Source organism: Metabacillus sp. cB07 (assembly GCF_016839225.1).
GTDB classification, from domain to species: Bacteria; Bacillota; Bacilli; order Bacillales; family Bacillaceae; genus Bacillus_P; species Bacillus_P indicus.
Map to the genome: position 1 here is coordinate 3,051,422 of NZ_CP069296.1, position 19,210 is coordinate 3,070,631.

Here is a 19,210-nt window from a genome sequence, read left to right on the forward strand (position 1 = left end):
TCTATTTTAATTCAACAATCGTTACACCCGTTCCGCCTTCTCCTGCTTCTCCGTAGCGCGTGCTTTTTACGTTCCTGTGTTTTTTCAGGTATTCCTGCACCCCTGTGCGAAGGGCTCCGGTACCTTTTCCGTGGATAATGGAAATCCTCGGGTAGCCCGCAAGAACAGCATCATCCATATACTTCTCAACCCTCATGAGGGCATTTTCGTAGCGTTCTCCCCTGAGGTCAAGCTCAAGTGATACGTGATAATCCTTACCCTTCACCACAGCAAGCGGCTTTGTTTCAACCGGTTTAGGCCTGCTGATGTACTGGAGGTCCTTTTCGTTCACTTTCATTTTCAGGATGCCGATCTGAACCTGCCATTCGCCCTCTCCTACTTTGGAGAGAAGATGGCCTTTTTGATTAAAGCTGATGACTTTGACTTCGTCTCCTTCTTCAAACCGGTGTTTCTGAGGAGCGGTTTTCACAGGTTTTTTGCTCTTTTCAAATTCCGGAACAGCTTCTTCCAGGCGTTTTTTTGCATCGATCAGCTCATGCTCTTTAATGCCTGTACGATGTTCTTTCTGCATTCTTCTCAGCTCGCGGATAATCGATTCTGCTTCCGCTTGTGCAGCTTCCACTTTTTCAGCTGCTTTCTTTTCTGCTTTTTCAAATAGTTTATCACGTTCTTCATTGAATTCGAGTATTTGTTTTTGCAGTTCGGCATGAAGATCCTCTGCATCTTTTCTAAGCTGCTCTGCCTCTGTAAGCTCAAAGTCCGAACGTTTTTTGCTCTCTTCAAGCGAGGCAATCATAGAATCTACTTCATTGCTGTCTTCGCTCATATGAGATTTCGCACGGTCAATCACTGAATTCATGAGACCAAGGCGCTTTGAGATTTCAAATGCGTTGCTTCGTCCCGGCACACCAATCAGCAGCTTGTATGTCGGGCTCAGTGTTTCCACATTAAACTCGACACTTGCATTCACGACGCCTTCGCGGTTGTATCCATAAGCTTTCAGCTCAGGATAATGGGTCGTAGCGATGACCCTTGCCCCCCTGTGATGAACTTCATCCAGGATGGATATCGCAAGCGCTGCGCCTTCCTGAGGATCTGTTCCTGCACCAAGCTCATCAAACAGCACGAGACTTTCAGAATCAACCCGTTTCAGAATATCCACAATGTTGACCATGTGGGAAGAAAACGTACTCAAGCTCTGTTCAATCGACTGCTCGTCCCCGATATCGGCATACACATTTTCAAAAACAGCCATCTCCGATCCGTCAAGCGCAGGAATTTGAAGCCCTGACTGGGCCATCAGCGTGAACAGGCCGACGGTTTTAAGCGTGACGGTTTTTCCCCCTGTGTTAGGTCCTGTAATCACAATCGTGGAAAAATCTGTCCCGAGCTCAATGTCGTTTGGGACTACTTCGTCAGGATTTAAAAGAGGATGGCGCGCTTTGAACAATTTGATTCTTCCGCTGCCGTTCATTTCCGGCTTGGATGCTTTGATTTTTTTGGCGTAGCCTGCTTTTGTAAACATAAAGTCCATTTCGCTCAAAGCTTCAACATTAACCAGAAGTGCTTCAGACTCTTCGGCCACTTTAAGTGACAAATCCGTTAAAATCCGGTCAATTTCTATTTTTTCTTTCATCCGTGACTGCTGAAGCGTGTTGTTCAAATCAACAATGACCTGAGGCTCAATGAAAAGCGTAGCTCCTGATGATGACTGGTCATGGACAATGCCGCCGTATGCGGAGCGGTATTCCTGCTTAACGGGAATGACATACCGTTCGTTCCGGATTGTAATGATGGCATCAGAAAGCATCTTTTGGGCAGATGACGACCTGATCATCGATTCTAGTTTCTCTCTTATCCGTGATTCAGTTGTTCTAAGGGACGTTCGGATCGACCGCAGTGTGTCGCTTGCCCCGTCAAGCACCTCTCCGTTATCTCCAATGCAGTGCGAAATTTCCTGCTCAAGTTCCTGCAGAGGTTGTATTTGGGCTGCAAACCCGTCAAGGTGAGGCAGTTCAATCCCGCCTTCAATCATATCCTCAATAAACCGCTTCATCTGTTTCCCGGCATAGAGGGTCCCTGAAATCTCTGTCAGTTCATAGGGATTCAGCATGCCGCCGATTTGAGCGCGCTTGATGCTGCTGCGGATATCGGTCAGCCCGCCAAGCGGAACATTGCCTTTAAGTCTCAGCACTTTAGCTGCTTCATCGGTTTGCTCCTGCCATGTTTTCACTTCTTCAACATTTGTTGAAGGAACCAGCTTGTCTGCTTTTTCTTTCGCCAAAGATGACGACGCATGCTTCACAAGCTGTTCTTTTACTTTATGAAATTCCAATACGTTCAACACTCGCTGCTGCACGTTATACAGCCTCCTTGCTGTCTTTTAGACCCATTAGACCGCGTTTATCTGCTGTCTTCTTTTTTCAAAAAGGATTGCAGCTTGTCCAGGTCCCATGTATTTATCACATTTTCAGCTTTCACCCAGCCTTTAATGGCCGTTGAAACGCCTGTTTTCATATCTTCAAGCATGTCCAGGTTATGGGCGTCCGTATTGATGGCAACCTTGACTCCTGCCTCATGCGCTTTTCTGATGTGTTCTGCACTCAGATCCAGCCTGTTTGGGTTGGCATTCAGCTCAAGAACCGTATCTGTCTCTTTTGCAAGCTGAATCAGCATCTCAACATCAGGTTCATATCCGCTGCGTCTGCCGATCAGTCTCCCCGTAGGGTGTGCAATCATATGGACACGGTGGTGGTCCAGCGCCGTTTTCAGCCGTTTCATAATCACATCCTGAGGCTGGGAAAAACTTGAATGGATGGAAGCAATCACAAAATCCATGCCATCCAGCACATCGTCGCTGTAATCAAGCGTTCCGTCCGGCAGAATATCCATCTCTACACCTGCAAGAATCTTAAAATCATCGTACTGCTCATTCAGCTTATCAATTTCCTCCCGCTGTGCTTTTAACCGTTCGGGAGTCAGGCCGTTTGCAACCTTCAAATACTGAGAATGATCCGTAATGGCCATATAGTGATAGCCCCGGAGCCTGCACGCTTCCGCCATTTCACTGATGGTAAACGCACCATCGCTCCATGTGGAGTGCATATGGAGATCTCCTTTTATATCCTGGAGTGAAATCAGTTTTGTATCTTTGCGGTATTTTTCAACCTCTGTTCCGTCCTCCCTGATCTCGGGCGGAAAGTGAGGCAAATCAAAATGTGCATAAAACTCTTCTTCCGTTGAAAACGTCTTGATTTCGCCTGTTTCGGTATTTTCAACTCCGTACTCGCTGATCTTTTCTCCGCGCTCTTTTGCAAGCTGGCGCATTTTCACATTGTGATCTTTTGATCCCGTGAAATGATGCAGCGTTGAGGCAAATTCCTTTAATGTAACTAAACGGAAATCGACGCCAATTTCATATTCATATAAAAGCTCGACAGATACCTTCGTATCTCCGCTTGCAATGACGGAAGAAATGTTCGGCATCTTAAGAAGCTGCTCTCTGACAAACTGCGGATGATCTGTCGCGATGATAAAGTCCAGATCTTTTACTGTTTCTCTCATGCGCCTTAAGCTTCCGGCCCTGCTGTATTTCAGAATTTCCCCGCACGACTCAAGATATGTCTCAATTTCATCTGCGATCGGCAGGACAAAAGAAAGCGGAAGCCTTTCAGGGCGTGTGCCCATTTCCTTGATGGCCTCAAGGATTTTTTCTTCCGTTTTCTTGCCGAAGCCTGCCAGCGCCTGCACTTTTTCTTCTTCACATGCCTGTTTAAGAGATTCAGCATCCGTAACGCCGAGCTCCTTATACAGCTTCGCTATTTTCTTTCCGCCGAGTCCCGGCAGCTTTAACAGCGGGATAAGCCCTTGAGGCACCTCTTCCTGCAGCTGCTTCAGCGTTTCTGATTCTCCGGCTTCCATATATTCTTTAATGACAGCAGCCGTCCCTTTTCCGATGCCTGCAATCTTTGTAAAATCATCAATCGCAGTAAGACTGCGGTCATCTGTTTCCAGAGCGTTTGCCGCTTTTCTGAAAGCTGCGGTTTTAAACGGATTTTCTCCTTTAAGCTCCATATGAACGGCAATAAGCTCAAGCAGTTTAATGACATCTTTTTTATGTATAGTCAACGTTTTTCACCTCATGTACGTGATCAAATCATCTAGTTAGAATGATACAAATAATTGAAGCAAATGTACAATCGTCTACTTGCGCCAAAAAAACTTCTCCTGATTGGAGGAGAAGTTATTTTGGTGCATATTGGATCCACAGTTCCTGAACTTTATCTGAAAAATACGGTGTATGGTGGACAATCACTTTGGCAATTCCCGAATCCCCCATCGCCGACTGTACTTCAGGGATGGGCAGAAGACCTCCGATAAAAAGGAGAATGAATAAAATCAAATAGACTTCTAGAAAACCAAGAATGGCACCGGCCCATTTATTCAGCTGCTTTAATACAGGAAGGTATGTAACAAAATCAAGCATAGATCCGACAATCTGAAGCACGATCTTTGTTCCGATGAACAAGATGACAAATGCAACAGCGCGGTAGTAAGCATTCTCAAGGTTTCCGCCTGTAAAGAACGAAATGCTGGAGCTGCTTTCCCCAAAGCTCGGGTATGGCACCCACAGCTCAAGCTTCGGCGCCAGAACCCCGAAGTATTTATAAGCTACAATGTAGGCGATAATGAATCCTGCAAGGTGAATGAACTGAAGGATGAATCCCCGTTTCAGTCCGACGAGCAGACCCATGATCAAAATAATTAAAAGGGCAATATCAAGCATTAACTGCGTCAATCCTTTTCTGTAATTTGTCTCTCTAGTCTTTCAAATTCATCTCTTAATTTCAGGTAGTCATGAACAACATTGACCGCCGTCAGAACGGCAAGTTTATTTATATCAAGATTAGGACTTTTACTGCTGATTTCCCGCATTTTATCATCAACAATAGAAGCCACCAGACGCACATGACTTGTGCTTTCTGTGCCTACTATTGAAAATTGCTGTCCATATATATCAACTGTCGTTTTCTTTTTTGAGTGGTTATCCAACGAAAAATCCTCCATTCTTGAGAATCCTAATCTTTATCATAACATGATATTTAGTATAATGGAAAGATAATGCCAATCAATCCCCTACCCAATAATACTATAGAAGAGGTGTCTTCTCTTGTCCAATGCCGTTATAAAAATTGATCAGCAGACCATGCTGAAAATGAAAACCTATTATTCTTCCGGACTCGGATCAAAGCTTCCACCGGGTGCCGTTTTTACTGCAAAAGCAAACGGCTGCTCCATCACCGCCTACAAATCAGGGAAAGTTCTTTTCCAGGGAAATCTTGCAGCAGAAGAGGCTTCCAAATGGTCCGAACCCGAGAAAAAGGCTACTAAGAAACCTTCGCAGCAAAAGACCATTTTCAGTCCGCCGCCAAACATTTCATCTCTTTCGATCATCGGATCAGATGAAGTCGGCACGGGTGACTTTTTCGGCCCTATTACGGTCGTTGCCGCCTATGTAAAAAAGGAGCAGATTCCGCTCCTTCAAGAGCTTGGAGTAAAGGATTCAAAACACTTGAATGACACTCAGATCATTGCGATTGCGAAGGACCTTCTTAAAGTCATTCCATACTCCCTGCTGATCCTGCACAATGAAAAATACAACCAGCTCCAAAGCACGGGAATGTCCCAGGGGAAAATGAAAGCCATTTTGCATAACCAGGCGATAAACAAACTCTATGACAAGATTGCACCAGAAGAACCTGAAGGCATATTAATTGATCAATTTGCAGAGCCTTCTCTGTATTTCAAGCACTTATCTGGAAAATCCTTCAAAAGAGAAAAAACATTTTTCAGCACAAAAGCAGAAGGGATCCACCTGGCTGTTGCCGCCGCCTCGATTCTTGCGCGCTATGCCTTTTTAAAGGAAATGGACCGCCTGTCAGAAAAAGCAGGAGTTACACTTCCAAAAGGAGCAGGAGCTAAAGTAGACGAGGCTGCCGCCGCCATCATCCTGAAAAAAGGCAGCCCGGCACTGAAAGAACTGACGAAGTTTCATTTTGCAAACACCGAAAAAGCTGAAAAAATCGCCGCAAAGAAAAGAAGAAGATAAAAAAGAGCAGCCGGACCTTGATGGTCAGCTGCTCTTTTCCTGTTCTTGCTGCGATTAGCCTCTCAGCACGGCGGCAAATTTTTCCTCGACCGTACGGAGAACTTTTTCATGCGCCTTTGTTACTTCTTCGTCTGTCAGTGTTCGCTCAGGATCAAAGTAGCGAAGAGAGAAGGCCAGTGATTTTTTATTTTCATCAAGCTTATCGCCTTCGTATAAATCAAAAATGGAAACGTCCTTCAGCAGCTTTCCTCCAGCCTCTGAAATAGCGCTCTGCAGATCGCCCGCTACAACGTCTTTATCAACAACGAGGGCAATGTCTCTCGTCATAGACGGAAAGCGCGGAATAACAGAGAATGTTAATGGTTCTGCTTCTGTTTGAAGAAGCTCCTGAAGAGCAAGTTCAAACACGTACGTCTCAGTCAGATCCATTTGCTTTTGAAGCTTCGGATGCACCTGTCCGATAAATCCTGCAGAAACGCCGTTCAAAAGAATTTCTGCTGTACGTCCAGGATGAAGACCGTCGCGTTTTGTCTGCTGGTAAGTGATGTGTTCTTTTAAGCCTAAACGATCGAACAGGCCGTCAAGAATTCCCTTTACAACATAGAAATCGACCTGTTTCTTCTCAGCCTGCCACTGATTCAGGTGCCAGAGTCCAGTTACAGCACCGCTTAATCGTTCTTTTTCCAGAGGCTGTTCACCTGGTCCGTTTGAAATGAACACAGAGCTCATTTCATAAAGAGCAGCCTGGTCATTTTGACGGGCAAGATTGTATTTCAGCGTCTCAAGCAAGTGAGGAATTAAGCTGAGGCGAAGAACACTGCGCTCTTCACTCATCGGCATGGACAGGCGTGTCAGATCAGAAGGCTGAAGTGCAAACTGAGAAGCTTTGTCTTCACTCGTCAGTGAGTATGTGATTGCCTGATGCAAGCCGGCTCCTTCTAAGAAGCGGCGGGCCATACGGCGTTTTTGCTGATAATCGGTCAATTTGCCTGGTGCTGATGCGCTGACAGGGAAAGTAGACGGAATGTTGTCGTAGCCGTACAGTCTTGCAACTTCTTCAATCAAATCTTCTTCTATTGTAATATCTCCGCGTCTTGTAGGAACTGTAACCGTGAAGGCACCGTTATCCTCCTGCACTTCAAACCCAAGGCGTGTAAAGATGGACTGCATTTCATTCCCTGAAATATTCATGCCGAGCACACGGTTAATTTTATCGATGTGAACGGTCACGACTGCAGGTTCAGCTTCAAGATAATTCACTTCAGCCGATCCTGAAAGCACCTCTCCACCCGCAAGCTCTGCCATCAGCTGGGCAGCGCGTTCAGCCGCAGCACGGACTCGGTTTGGATCGACGCCTTTTTCAAAGCGCGCACTTGCTTCACTTCTTAGGCCGTGATCTTTAGACGATTTTCTTACAGTCTGGCCGTTAAAATACGCGGACTCAAGAAGAACAGTCGTTGTATCAGAATGAACTTCTGAATTCTCCCCGCCCATCACACCTGCGAGTGCAATCGGCTCCGTTCCGTTTGTAATGACTAGGTGCTCCGGAGTAAGAGTGCGTTTTTGTCCATCCAGTGTTACGATTTCTTCGCCGTTTTTTGCCATGCGGACAAGGATTTCTTTTGAGCCTAAACGGTCATAGTCAAAAGCATGAAGCGGCTGACCGTATTCGAGCAGTACGTAGTTCGTAATATCCACCACATTGTTGTGCGGACGGATACCTGCAGCCATCAATCTTGTCTGCAGCCATAGCGGAGACGGAGCGACCTTTACATTCCGAACCACTTTCGCTACATACAGCGGATTTTCTTCTTTTGCTTCAACAGCGACAGAAATGCTCTCAGATGCCTTCTCTGAACCTTCATCGTGCGTCAGGTCAGGGTACGTTACGCTTCTGCCCAAAATAGCCGCTACTTCATGCGCAACTCCAAGCATGCTCAGGCAGTCTGAGCGGTTTGGGGTAAGACCAAGCTCAAGAATCTGGTCATCACGCCCAAGTTCTGCAAGAGCATCTTTTCCAGGCTCAGCATTATTTGGAAAGACAAAGATGCCTTCAGCGTATTCTTTTGCCACCGTCTTTGATTCAAAGCCCAGTTCCTGAAGAGAACAGATCATTCCGTTTGACTCTTCGCCGCGAAGCTTTGCCTTTTTGATTTTAAAATTACCAGGAAGCACCGCGCCTACTGTTGCCACAGCTACTTTTTGTCCTTTATCGACATTTGCAGCACCGCAAATAATTTGAACAGGGTTCTCGCCGCCTGTATCGACCAGACATTTGTTGAGCTTATCTGCATTCGGGTGCTGCTCTTTTTCAAGCACATGCCCGACGACTACACCGCTCATCCCTTCGTTTAAAACCTCTACACCCTCTACTTCAATCCCGCTTCGGGTGATTTTTTCTGCCAGTTCTTCTGCCGGGATTCCGCTGAGATCCACGTAATCCTGCAGCCATTTATAGGAAACAAACATTTGGAACCCTCCTTTTATGCTCTTTTAAATTGTTTAAGGAAACGCATGTCGTTCGTGTAAAAATGACGGATGTCATCAATGCCGTATTTCAGCATGGCAATTCGCTCCGGTCCCATGCCAAAAGCAAACCCGCTGTATTTCTTCGAATCAAACCCGGCCATCTCAAGAACATTCGGATGAACCATTCCTGCACCTAGAATTTCAATCCATCCCGTTCTTTTGCAAACACTGCAGCCATTGCCGCCGCAAACGAAGCATGAAACATCGACTTCAACTGAAGGCTCAGTAAACGGGAAAAAGCTTGGGCGCAGACGGATTTCGCGCTCTTCGCCGAACATCTTTTTAGCAAAAACTTCAAGTGTTCCTTTCAAATCGCTCATGCTGATGTTCTCGTCAATGACAAGTCCTTCAATTTGCGTGAACTGGTGTGAGTGTGTCGCATCATCATTATCACGGCGGTATACTTTGCCTGGACAAATGATTTTGACCGGTCCCTGCCCTTTAAATTTCTGCATCGTTCTTGCCTGGACAGGTGATGTGTGAGTCCGAAGCAGCGTTTCTTCCGTTATGTAGAAAGAATCCTGCATATCACGTGCCGGATGTCCTTTTGGAAGATTCAGCGCTTCAAAGTTGAAATAATCTGTCTCTACCTCAGGGCCTTCTTCAACGGAATAGCCCATGTTAAGGAAAAGGTCTTCGATTTCCTCAATGACAGACGTGATCGGATGATGATTCCCTGTGCGCACAGGTCGCCCTGGAAGTGTCACATCAATTGTTTCAGCTGCCAGCTTCTCTTCAACTGCCGCTTCCTCAAGTCCTTCTTGTTTAGCTGAAATGCTTGTGGCAATGCTCTCGCGCACCTCGTTGGCCAAAGCTCCCATCAGCGGGCGCTCTTCTGCAGAAAGTTTGCCCATTCCGCGAAGAACTTCTGTGATTGGCCCTTTTTTACCTAGATATGATACACGGATCTCATTCAGGCTCTTTAAATCATTTGCTGCCTGAATTTTTTCAAGCGCTTCAAGCTGAAGCTGTTTTAATTGCTCCTGCATCGTTTATTCCTCCTTTTATTTCAGATGATTCCTGATTTTTTTGAACAAAATAAAAAACCCGTCCAAAAAGGGACGAGTTGACAGTCGCGGTACCACCCTTGTTAACAGCAAAAAGAACCTGCTGTTCACTTCGTTCATAAATAACGGATAGGATCCGGAGCACCTTTACACCCTGGATTTCTCCGGATGGTCCTGGTGTCAGCTAAAGAGGTGAATTCATCTGCTGCTGTCAAAAAAATGCTCACAGTCACCGGCATTTTCTCCCTGATTGACGCTTTCGCAGACTACTCTTCTCTGTCAACGCTTTTTCATGGTATGTAACTGTCTTTTATTATAATGAATTCATGTTGGCGATGCAACCACGCTTTTGTCTATTTCACAAGGTGATACATCAGGATTCCTGCAGCAACTCCAGCGTTTAAGGATTCAGCTTTCCCAAGGATCGGGATGTACAGATTCTGGTCGGTAAGGGACAGCCATTCCTCCCTTACCCCGCTGCCTTCATTGCCGATAAGCAAGGCAAAGTGTCCGGAGGTTTCTGCTTTTCTGTAATCGGATCCGTTCTGCAGGGAGGTTCCGTAAATGGCCACTTCATTCTGCTTCAGTTCTGAAATGGCTTCATCCATTTTTTTCCTTACAACCGGTATGTGGAAAATGGAGCCCTGTGAGGAACGCACGACTTTTGAATTATATGGATCAACTGTCCCATCCCCGAGAATGACGCCGTCAAGACCTGCTGCATCGGCTGTCCGGATTATGGTTCCAAGGTTCCCCGGATCCTGAAGCGCATCAATCAGTATGACTTTTTTCCATGTGCTTATGCTTCCGCTGTCCTTCTGGATGCATACGGCTGCAGCACCTTGAGGGGTTTCTGTCTCGGAAATGGCTTTCATGATTTCTTTTGTTACGTAGATGATGGAGAGATCATCGACGTCCCAGCCTTTTGGAATAACTGTGTCTTCTGAGAGGATCAGCTCTTTTATATTTGATTTATTTTTAATGGCTTCTTCTACAAGATGCATGCCTTCAATTAAAAAGGTGCCTGATGCATCACGTTCTTTTTTTGTGTGAAGTTTGCGCCATTGTTTGACTTTTTGATTTTGTATGGATTCGATTCGCTTCAATTGTCCTGCTCCTTTTAGTGTTGGGTTTTCCTGCCCATCTTTTTTCTTTTGTTAATATCACAAGCTATAGAAGAATTTGGTTCTGAACTTATACCCGTTCCTTTCCGCTCCAGAAACTTGCTTTCCGCGGGGAGGGATGGGAGCCTCCTCGGCCAGCCTGCGGGGTCTCCCATTCCCTCTTCATCCCGCAGGAGTCAAGTTTCTTCCGCTGCAATCCACTGGAGTTTAGGCATATCTTATGAAACGGCCATATTCGCTGAAAGCTTTTTTATTATTTTAACGGAAGATACATAAAATAAGCAAAGTGACGCACGATAAACAGAGATCAACTATTTTAAAAATGGAGTGAGTCATATGGATTTAAATTTACGAAATGCCATTATCTCAAATGTTTCGGGTAATGACCAGGGGCAGCTTGAGGATACGATTGTCGATGCGATCCAAAACGGTGAAGAAAAGATGCTTCCGGGACTTGGCGTTCTGTTTGAAGTGATCTGGCAGAATTCAAGTGAAGATGAAAAGAATGAAATGCTTACGATTCTTGAAGAAGGCTTGAAAAAGAAATAAATGCCGGGCGGCTGCCCGGCATTTTTTTATGGGATCTTGCGCTTTTCTTAGTCGAATGTAATAGCTTTTACAGTTTCGTCATCTAAACGCTTAATAACTTCTGTAATCAGCTTAACCGCATTTTCATAATCGTCGCGGTGAAGCATGGCTGCATGGGAATGGATGTATCTTGTTGCAATGGTGATGGAAAGTGCAGGCACACCGTTTGCTGTCATATGGATTGCACCTGAGTCTGTTCCTCCGCCTGCAATTGCATCGAACTGATATGGAATATTCATTTCATCAGCAACGCCTGTAACGAAGTCGCGAAGTCCTTTATGGGAAACCATTGATGCATCATAAAGAATAATCTGCGGCCCTTCTCCCATTTTGCTTGAAGCTTCTTTGTCAGAGATTCCAGGAGTATCGCCGGCAATCCCGACATCCACTCCAAATCCGATATCCGGCTGGATGGCATGAGCAGAAGTGCGCGCTCCGCGGAGCCCTACTTCTTCCTGAATCGTTCCTACACCGTAGACAACGTTTGGATGATCAGCATCTTTCAGGCCTTTCAGGACGTCAATGGCAATGGCACAGCCGATGCGGTTATCCCATGCCTTGGCAAGAAGCATCTTCTCATTGTTCATCACGGTAAATTCAAAATAAGGAACAGCCTGGTCTCCCGGACGAACGCCGAATTCCATTGCTTCCTCACGGCTTGAAGCGCCTATATCAATAAACATATCTTTAATATCCACCGGTTTTTTTCTAGCTTCCGGAGGCAGGATATGCGGCGGCTTAGAGCCGATTACACCTGTTACATCCCCTTTATTCGTCACGATGGTTACTCGCTGGGCAAGCATCACCTGTGACCACCATCCGCCTACTGTCTGGAAGCGGAGAAACCCTTTATCGTCAATTTGCGTGATCATAAAGCCGACTTCATCAAGGTGGCCCGCTACCATAATCTTCGGTCCGCCTTCTTTGCCGGTCTTTTTAGCAATCAGACTTCCAAGTCCGTCTGTTGTTACCTCATCGGCATAGGCTGATATGTAGTTTTTCATAACCTCTCTCGGTTCGCGTTCATTTCCGGGAATTCCCTTTGCGTCTGTCAGATCCTTCAGCATCTGAAGTGTTTCGTCTAATTTTGTCATCCCTTTACCCCTCTCGTTTATTATCTACTATTATACTAAACGCTGGAAAGTAATACAAAATGTTAATAACCCTGTTTCTGGCGGTCATGGTTCACTTCATTCTTTTTCATATAGGCATCTTCAATCTGGGCTCCCGAAAATCCAAGGACCTGTCCAAGGTGCATATACTTGCTGAACAGCCGGATAAATTGTTCATCCTCATGGTTCTTTTCAAACTCGGCAATTGCGTTAAAAACATCGGCAAAATGAGCAGTCAGTGTCTTTTCTTCCGCATTCTGCTGCATCTCGATTCCGCTTGTTTTTCCAATCTCGATTCCAAGGGACAAAATAAAATGGACGCCGTCCACGTACTCTTCAAGAATGACATCTGTTTCCGCCGGCGGTTTCAGGCTCCAGAATTTAAAGCATCTCGTCTCATTCGCCAGTTCACCCACTTCCACATACAGGGCAAGAATCTTTTTGTGAATAAGGGATTCCTTCTCAAGGCCGTGCTGTTTTTCTATTTTCATGTCAAGGGTATGCTGCATCTCAAACAGTTTTGTTAAATTCACGATTTCACTCTCCTCTACGAGCCCATTTTATCACTGCAGGAACCATGCTTCAAAAATTTTTCATGAAATATGAAACCTTAAGGCGTGTTTATACGTATTGTAACAAAATATGTCTTGGAGGCATTGCTATGATTGTTATTTTTCTACGGCTGCTCCTGCTCGCACTCGTTGTTTTTATCCTTTATTCTTTAGCAAAATACGTGCTGAATCCTAAACGCAAGCTTGAGCTTGCACAAGAACAGAATCAGTTTTATCTGCTCGATGACCCGGGCAATGTCCGAAAGAATTTTCTGCTTACCTACAAAGGCGTCCGTTTTGAAGGCGAGAAATATCTCGGCACGACCGATCAGGCGTTTGAAGTTGTCTCCATTTTCATCTGGACCGACACACCGAGCAAGCTTCAGGGACTTTCTTTATCAGACTTTACCTTTATCACAGACAAAGTAAAAGAAAACTATCCGCATGCAGCCATTGACTGGAAGAGTCCGGTCAGAGAATTTCTCTCAAAAGCACAAAAGCCGTGACCTTGTCGATCACGGCTTTTTGCTATTTCAGAAAAAATTCGTTCCATTTAATAATGCTTCTTCGTTCTCTGAGCAAGTAGACAAATACGACAAGCGTGCAGAGGATCAGAACGGTCGCAATGAGCGACAGTCTGCCAAAGTAAGTGCCAAACGAAGTAAAACAGAAGGCCGCAGGAATATGAGTCCAGAAGGAAAGCTTTGCATATTCTTTAAACGAGCCTGATCTGTCCAGAATGCAGAGGGATAAGAGCGAAAAATTCACGAACGGAATCATCCGAAGCACGGTAATCTGCCCAACCGAAAGACGCGTATAATTTCCCATCCATTTTTTCTTAAGCCCTGAAAAACGGTCTAAGAAGGAAGGAAACTGTTTCGACAGCGTATAAAAGGTGATGCTCGCAACAGTCAGCCCGATAATGGAATAAAACGTGCCGAATTCTGTTCCGAAAAGAATGCCCCCGACAATGCAAATGGCCACAACGGGTATGAACAAAAACTGCCTCAAAATGTGCATGCCGATAAAAAACACAGGTGCCAGAAATCCCGCAGACTGGACGGTATTGACCACAGCCGAAGTAGCAAGATCGATTGTTCCCACCTCTTTCATGCAGTCCCTGATGATGCTGTGTGAGAATCGTTCCCTAAAGTGTATCGGCTGGGAGGCTGTCTTATGACAGTTTATAAAGAAAATAGACAAACAATATGAGATGGACAACCATAAGTGCCGGAAGGCCTGCCGCAAATGTTCGGTGCTTCGTTTTGTGGCGGTACGTATTCATCCCTATAGTAAGTCCCGCTGCACCCCCGATAAAGGCGACAAGCCAAAGAGTGTTCTCCTTGATTCTCCACTCGCCCCGTTTCGCTTTTTTCTTATCCGCTCCCATTATGTAAAAGCCGTATACATTCAAGATCAAGTAGTATGCAATCACGAGTGCCATATCATTCAACTCCATAATAAATGATAAAAAGACCATTCTCATACGGTGAGAATGGTCTTGTGGTATTAGCTGTTAAGTTTAGCTTTAGCAGCGTCTGCAAGTTGAGCGAAAGCTTTTGCATCAGTAACTGCAAGCTCAGAAAGCATTTTGCGGTTTACTTCGATGCCTGCAAGCTTCAAGCCATGCATTAAACGGCTGTAAGAAAGACCGTTCAAGCGTGCAGCAGCATTAATACGAGTGATCCAAAGCTGACGGAAGTCGCGCTTTTTCTGACGGCGATCACGGTAAGCATACATTAATGATTTCATTACTTGCTGGTTAGCAACTTTGTATAATGTATGTTTTGAACCGAAATAACCTTTAGCTAATTTAAGAACTTTTTTACGTCTTTGACGTGAGACAGTACCGCCTTTTACTCTTGGCATGTCAATTCCCTCCTATGTGAAAACGAATTATTTAATGTTATCTAATAAATGACGGATGCGTTTGAAGTCGCCTTTGCTTACTAGCGTGCCTTTGCGAAGCTTGCGTTTTGCTTTCGTTGATTTGTTAGCAAATAAATGGCTAGTGTAAGCGTGTGAACGTTTTAATTTACCTGATCCAGTCTTTTTGAAACGCTTTGCAGCGCCGCGATGAGTTTTCATTTTTGGCATAAGGTATTCCTCCTCGTATCTTTACTTTTCAGCTTTTGGTGCAAGCACCAGGAACATACTGCGTCCATCCATTTTCGGATGAGACTCAATTGTACTTAAATCTTCACAAGCTTTAGAAAAACGGTCCAGAACACGCTGGCCAATTTCTTTATGAGTGATTGCACGTCCTTTAAAGCGGATGGAAGCTTTCACTTTATCTCCTTTTTCAAGGAACTTGCGTGCATTTTTAAGTTTTGTGTTAAAATCATGCTCATCAATCGTCGGGCTGAAGCGAACCTCTTTCATGCTGATGATCTTTTGATTTTTACGTGCTTCTTTGTCTTTCTTCTGCTGCTCAAAACGGAATTTTCCGTAGTCCATAATGCGACATACAGGAGGCTTCGCGTTTGCGGCAACTAACACTAAGTCAAGATTCGCTCTGGCAGCAATCTCAAGCGCCTCTTGGCGTGTTTTGATTCCAAGCTGGTCGCCGTTTGCACCAATCAGACGAACCTCACGAGCGCGGATTCCATCGTTTACCATCATGTCTTTGCTAATAATTAGCCACCTCCAAGGATTTTTAACTGAACAGACTCTGCTCGCACTTTTTTCAAATAAAAAAGTGCGGGCGCATAAAACACCCACACTACGATTTAGTATACTAAGTATAAAATGGTCGTAAACCTGCAGACTGCGCAATGCGTCAATCAGGTGAGAAGCGGGTGCTTCTGCTTGCTAGACAAACGTTCTATTCAATTACCATGCAAATTATATCACGGAAAAAATTCCTGTGTCAAGTCATGCTGGCTTTTATTGCAACAAAAAGAATTGTATCAAACATCTTCCGCATGTGCAATACTTTTTTACAAGATTTATCTTTTAACTTCTTTCACAATGCCCTCAATAAATGCATCCAGGCTGATTGTTTCAGATTTCTGCTCGCCGTATTTACGGACATTCACAGCTGATTCGGCTGCTTCATTATCGCCCACTACAAGCATATAAGGTGTTTTCTGAATCTGTGCCTCGCGGATTTTATATCCGATTTTCTCATCGCGTGCATCAAGCTCGACGCGGAGTCCTTCAGCCTGCAGCTTCTCCTGAACGCTTTTCGCGTAATCAAGATGAACAGAAGGCGAAACCGGGATCACCTGAACCTGAGTCGGAGCAAGCCAAGTCGGGAACGCCCCTTTGTACTCTTCAATCAGGAAGGCCACAAAACGTTCCATCGTTGAGACAACCCCGCGGTGAATAACAACCGGACGGTGCTGTTTGCCGTCTTCGCCGACATAATTCAGATCAAAGCGTTCAGGCAATAAGAAGTCAAGCTGCACAGTAGAAAGCGTTTCGTCTTTTCCAAGTGCTGTGCGGACCTGAACATCAAGCTTAGGACCATAGAACGCCGCTTCCCCTTCTGCTTCAAAATAGTCATGGCCAAGCTCATCCATAGCAGATTTAAGCATACTCTGTGCTTTTTCCCACATCGCATCATCGTCAAAGTATTTCTCTTTGTCTTCCGGATCGCGGTAGGAAAGACGGAAGGAATAGTCATTGATGCCAAAGTCTTTATAAACTTCTTCAACAAGCTTTACAACCCGGATAAATTCATCCTTGATTTGGTCAGGGCGGACAAAGATATGGGCGTCATTCAGTGTCATCGCGCGGACACGCTGCAGGCCTGTAAGAGCTCCTGACATCTCATAGCGGTGCATCGTTCCAAGCTCCGCCACGCGAATCGGAAGTTCGCGGTAGCTGTGAATATCGTGCTTGTACACCATCATGTGATGCGGGCAGTTCATCGGACGAAGAACAAGTTCCTCATTGTCCATGGACATAGCAGGGAACATGTCATCCTGATAATGATCCCAGTGTCCGGATGTTTTGTACAGCTCGACACTGCCAAGCACAGGTGTATACACATGCTGGTAGCCCAGACGTTCTTCTTTATCCACAATGTAGCGTTCTACGATGCGGCGGATTGTCGCGCCTTTTGGAAGCCAGATCGGAAGACCCTGTCCTACTTTTTGAGACGTTGTAAACAGGCTCAGTTCTTTTCCAAGCTTGCGGTGATCGCGCTCTTTCGCTTCTTCAAGCAGGCGCAGATGCTCATCAAGGTCTGCTTTTTTAATGAAAGCCGTACCGTAAATGCGCTGCAGCATTTTATTGTTGCTGTCCCCGCGCCAGTATGCGCCGGCTACACTCAAGAGCTTAAATTCTTTCAGCTTTCCTGTTGAAGGAACATGCACTCCGCGGCAGAGGTCAAAGAAATCGCCCTGTTCATAGATGGTCACTTTTTCCCCTTCAGGAATGGCATCAAGCAGTTCAAGCTTTAAGTGATCGCCGATTTCTTCATACAGAGCCTTTGCTTCTTCGCGTGTTACTTCTTTGCGCACAACCTCTATGTTTTCATTGATGATCTTCTTCATTTCTTTTTCAATCGCCGGCAGATCCTCAGCTGAGATGGATTCTTCCATATCGATGTCATAGTAGAACCCGTTTTCAATAACAGGACCGATTCCAAGCTTTACATCTCCATATAATCGCTTAATTGCCTGGGCCAGTACGTGGGCAGAGCTGTGGCGGATGATTCCCAGAGCATCCGGGCTGTCGAGTGTGACAATTTCAATGCTCCCGTCCTGCTCGATCGGTGTTTTCAAATCAATCAGTTCACCGTTCAGTTTACCGGCAATGGATTTTTTTCTAAGACCCGGGCTGATGGAGGTTGCAATATCTTCAGTTGAGGTGCCTGCCTGATATTCCTTTACAGCTCCGTCCGGAAAAGTAATGTTTACAATTGACATCCTGTCGTCACTCCTTGCATGTTTTCTTAAAAAATAAAAAACTCGTCCCTTAAAATAAGGGACGAGTGATTATTCGCCGTGGTTCCACCCTTGTTTCCATTCACAATACGCACAGTGAATGGCTCAAAAAAGATCTGTAACGGGATTTCCCGTCAGCACTTACTGGGGACCCGAGTCCTTTTCAAAGCTGAAGTTCAGAGGCGGTAAGCAGGTTATTCGTACTGGGAAGCTTTCAGCCGTGTCTTCCCTCTCTTTGAGCCGTGATAACTCACCCGTGTCCTCATCAAAACATTTCTTCTATTCATAACGTATTATAAAAGCATTCCGGGAGGAAATCAAGCCGATTCCGCTTTTTCCCTTTCGGAAGCTGAATTTTAAACGCCTGCCATCTTTCTTGGATAAATGCTGACTCGTTCAAGAAAGATATTCTGGATCGTCTGCACCATTCCATAATCAGGTGAATCTGTATACAGGTGGATCCTCCCTGGGGCTATGGAGACAAGTGGAGCCAAAAGGGAAGCATCGATATACATCGGGTGCTGATGAACGAACGTCCTGTCAATATGCCCCGCTAAATCCTCTTTGCTGATTTCTGAAAAATGTTCATTATAAACGGTCAGGTCCTGTTCATGAACAATATGAATGACCTCTGCCTTCGTTTCCCTGTTCATGGCATACTCTCTTAAACTATGAATAAACGTCTGATATTCCTGTTCAAGCTTATACTCTTCAATCGCAAGCTCAATATATTTATATAAACGCTCCACATAGCTGTGGAGACGGAATTTTATAAAAGATGAAAGAGCAAATGCTAGATCAGGCTTAATAAAGTCATTCAACGCTTCATAAATCGGCGTTTCTCTCACGGGGAGCTGTTTTGCGCCGGGAATTTCCGTCCGTTCACCTTCAATGATCGCCTCTGCAATATGTATGATTTGCTGTTGCTCTTCAGGCTCATGAAAATAAAAGCGGTCCCTGATGATCGAAAGCATAAGACGTGATTCATTGTATTTAAGAATATAAGACGCAAGCGCCGGAATAAAAAGCGTTCTTGCCGCCGCATCAAAATCACTTGCCGAAACCCCGACTCCGTTTCCGTCAATTATGCACAATTCAACGTTCCGCCGATTCTGCTTAAGGACAAGCATTGTATAAAATCTTTCTGCTTCATCCGGAGAATTAAAAAATACTTTGATCAAGGTTGTCCCCCCTTTTAGCCAATACCTGATTCCATGTATATGGCCAGAGAAGAACAATTAGAATCACAAACCTAAAAAAAGCAGCACGCCGCAGAATTTGCGGTATACTGCTTT

The 19,210-nt window shown here is 45.2% G+C and carries 19 protein-coding genes and 3 other annotated features; of the genes, 3 read left to right on the top strand and 16 right to left on the bottom strand.

Annotated elements, in window-relative coordinates; translation table 11 throughout:
• Position 1 precedes the first annotated feature (1 nt).
• The 4 genes from JOJ89_RS15705 to zapA all read right to left on the bottom strand — a co-directional run bounded on the left by JOJ89_RS15705 (position 2) and on the right by zapA (position 5,067).
• On the bottom strand, positions 2 to 2,359 hold the full coding sequence (locus JOJ89_RS15705) for an endonuclease MutS2 (RefSeq protein ID WP_203288310.1): 2,358 nt from the start codon (positions 2,357 to 2,359) through the stop codon (positions 2 to 4).
• A gap of 44 nt (positions 2,360 to 2,403) precedes the next feature.
• Positions 2,404 to 4,128 (bottom strand): DNA polymerase/3'-5' exonuclease PolX, encoded by a 1,725-nt coding sequence (polX, locus tag JOJ89_RS15710; RefSeq protein ID WP_029566830.1) that lies wholly within the window; start codon positions 4,126 to 4,128, stop codon positions 2,404 to 2,406.
• Positions 4,129 to 4,243: 115 nt separating this feature from the next.
• On the bottom strand, positions 4,244 to 4,786 hold the full coding sequence (locus JOJ89_RS15715; RefSeq protein ID WP_029566831.1) for a CvpA family protein: 543 nt from the start codon (positions 4,784 to 4,786) through the stop codon (positions 4,244 to 4,246).
• Positions 4,787 to 4,794: 8 nt separating this feature from the next.
• Positions 4,795 to 5,067 (bottom strand): cell division protein ZapA, encoded by a 273-nt coding sequence (gene zapA, locus JOJ89_RS15720; RefSeq protein ID WP_035207236.1) that lies wholly within the window; start codon positions 5,065 to 5,067, stop codon positions 4,795 to 4,797.
• Positions 5,068 to 5,170: 103 nt separating this feature from the next.
• On the opposite strand from zapA, the gene rnhC reads away from it, so the two are divergent.
• A complete protein-coding gene (gene rnhC / locus JOJ89_RS15725; protein ID WP_203288312.1) occupies positions 5,171 to 6,109 on the top strand; it encodes a ribonuclease HIII in 939 nt (312 codons plus the stop codon).
• 54 nt (positions 6,110 to 6,163) lie between these two features.
• Here rnhC and pheT read toward each other — a convergent pair whose 3' ends face one another.
• From pheT to JOJ89_RS15740, 3 genes are all read right to left on the bottom strand, one after another.
• Positions 6,164 to 8,578, bottom strand: coding sequence for a phenylalanine--tRNA ligase subunit beta (gene pheT / locus JOJ89_RS15730; protein WP_203288314.1), 2,415 nt, complete (start codon positions 8,576 to 8,578; stop codon positions 6,164 to 6,166).
• A gap of 14 nt (positions 8,579 to 8,592) precedes the next feature.
• Positions 8,593 to 9,627 carry a phenylalanine--tRNA ligase subunit alpha gene (pheS, locus tag JOJ89_RS15735; RefSeq protein ID WP_029279212.1) on the bottom strand — a complete coding sequence of 345 codons (1,035 nt, stop codon included), beginning with the start codon at positions 9,625 to 9,627 and terminating at the stop codon, positions 8,593 to 8,595.
• Positions 9,628 to 9,692: 65 nt separating this feature from the next.
• Positions 9,693 to 9,937 (bottom strand) — a binding site (T-box leader).
• Between the two features lie 61 nt (positions 9,938 to 9,998).
• On the bottom strand, positions 9,999 to 10,751 hold the full coding sequence (locus tag JOJ89_RS15740; protein ID WP_029566834.1) for a TrmH family RNA methyltransferase: 753 nt from the start codon (positions 10,749 to 10,751) through the stop codon (positions 9,999 to 10,001).
• A 354-nt stretch (positions 10,752 to 11,105) separates the two neighbouring features.
• Here JOJ89_RS15740 and sspI point away from each other — a divergent pair, with 354 nt between their 5' ends.
• Positions 11,106 to 11,318 carry a small acid-soluble spore protein SspI gene (gene sspI, locus JOJ89_RS15745; protein ID WP_029279208.1) on the top strand — a complete coding sequence of 71 codons (213 nt, stop codon included), beginning with the start codon at positions 11,106 to 11,108 and terminating at the stop codon, positions 11,316 to 11,318.
• Positions 11,319 to 11,365: 47 nt separating this feature from the next.
• Here sspI and JOJ89_RS15750 read toward each other — a convergent pair whose 3' ends face one another.
• Positions 11,366 to 12,451 carry a M42 family metallopeptidase gene (locus JOJ89_RS15750; RefSeq protein ID WP_029279206.1) on the bottom strand — a complete coding sequence of 362 codons (1,086 nt, stop codon included), beginning with the start codon at positions 12,449 to 12,451 and terminating at the stop codon, positions 11,366 to 11,368.
• A gap of 62 nt (positions 12,452 to 12,513) precedes the next feature.
• Complete coding sequence (locus JOJ89_RS15755) at positions 12,514 to 13,002, bottom strand: dUTP diphosphatase (protein ID WP_203288316.1); 489 nt, start codon at positions 13,000 to 13,002, stop codon at positions 12,514 to 12,516.
• A 128-nt stretch (positions 13,003 to 13,130) separates the two neighbouring features.
• On the opposite strand from JOJ89_RS15755, the gene JOJ89_RS15760 reads away from it, so the two are divergent.
• Positions 13,131 to 13,526, top strand: a complete 396-nt coding sequence (locus JOJ89_RS15760; RefSeq protein ID WP_029279202.1) for a hypothetical protein — start codon at positions 13,131 to 13,133, stop codon at positions 13,524 to 13,526.
• Between the two features lie 22 nt (positions 13,527 to 13,548).
• Here the strand turns inward: JOJ89_RS15760 and JOJ89_RS15765 are convergent, their stop codons facing one another.
• From JOJ89_RS15765 to ytxC, 7 genes are all read right to left on the bottom strand, one after another.
• Positions 13,549 to 14,133: a TVP38/TMEM64 family protein gene (locus JOJ89_RS15765; RefSeq protein ID WP_051827309.1), complete on the bottom strand. Its 585-nt coding sequence runs from the start codon at positions 14,131 to 14,133 to the stop codon at positions 13,549 to 13,551.
• 61 nt (positions 14,134 to 14,194) lie between these two features.
• Positions 14,195 to 14,464, bottom strand: a complete 270-nt coding sequence (locus JOJ89_RS15770) for a DUF1294 domain-containing protein (protein ID WP_203288318.1) — start codon at positions 14,462 to 14,464, stop codon at positions 14,195 to 14,197.
• Positions 14,465 to 14,529: 65 nt separating this feature from the next.
• Complete coding sequence (gene rplT, locus JOJ89_RS15775; RefSeq protein ID WP_029279197.1) at positions 14,530 to 14,889, bottom strand: 50S ribosomal protein L20; 360 nt, start codon at positions 14,887 to 14,889, stop codon at positions 14,530 to 14,532.
• A gap of 27 nt (positions 14,890 to 14,916) precedes the next feature.
• The gene (gene rpmI / locus JOJ89_RS15780) at positions 14,917 to 15,117 is read right to left on the bottom strand and encodes a 50S ribosomal protein L35 (protein ID WP_029279195.1); all 201 of its coding nucleotides are present in this window, start codon (positions 15,115 to 15,117) and stop codon (positions 14,917 to 14,919) included.
• 21 nt (positions 15,118 to 15,138) lie between these two features.
• The gene (gene infC, locus JOJ89_RS15785) at positions 15,139 to 15,657 is read right to left on the bottom strand and encodes a translation initiation factor IF-3 (RefSeq protein ID WP_161781213.1); all 519 of its coding nucleotides are present in this window, start codon (positions 15,655 to 15,657) and stop codon (positions 15,139 to 15,141) included.
• Between the two features lie 49 nt (positions 15,658 to 15,706).
• Positions 15,707 to 15,836: a sequence feature (ribosomal protein L20 leader region), on the bottom strand.
• Positions 15,837 to 15,968: 132 nt separating this feature from the next.
• Complete coding sequence (thrS, locus tag JOJ89_RS15790; protein ID WP_203288320.1) at positions 15,969 to 17,897, bottom strand: threonine--tRNA ligase; 1,929 nt, start codon at positions 17,895 to 17,897, stop codon at positions 15,969 to 15,971.
• Between the two features lie 54 nt (positions 17,898 to 17,951).
• Positions 17,952 to 18,193 (bottom strand) — a binding site (T-box leader).
• Between the two features lie 78 nt (positions 18,194 to 18,271).
• On the bottom strand, positions 18,272 to 19,096 hold the full coding sequence (gene ytxC / locus JOJ89_RS15795; protein ID WP_029566838.1) for a putative sporulation protein YtxC: 825 nt from the start codon (positions 19,094 to 19,096) through the stop codon (positions 18,272 to 18,274).
• Positions 19,097 to 19,210 lie beyond the last annotated feature (114 nt).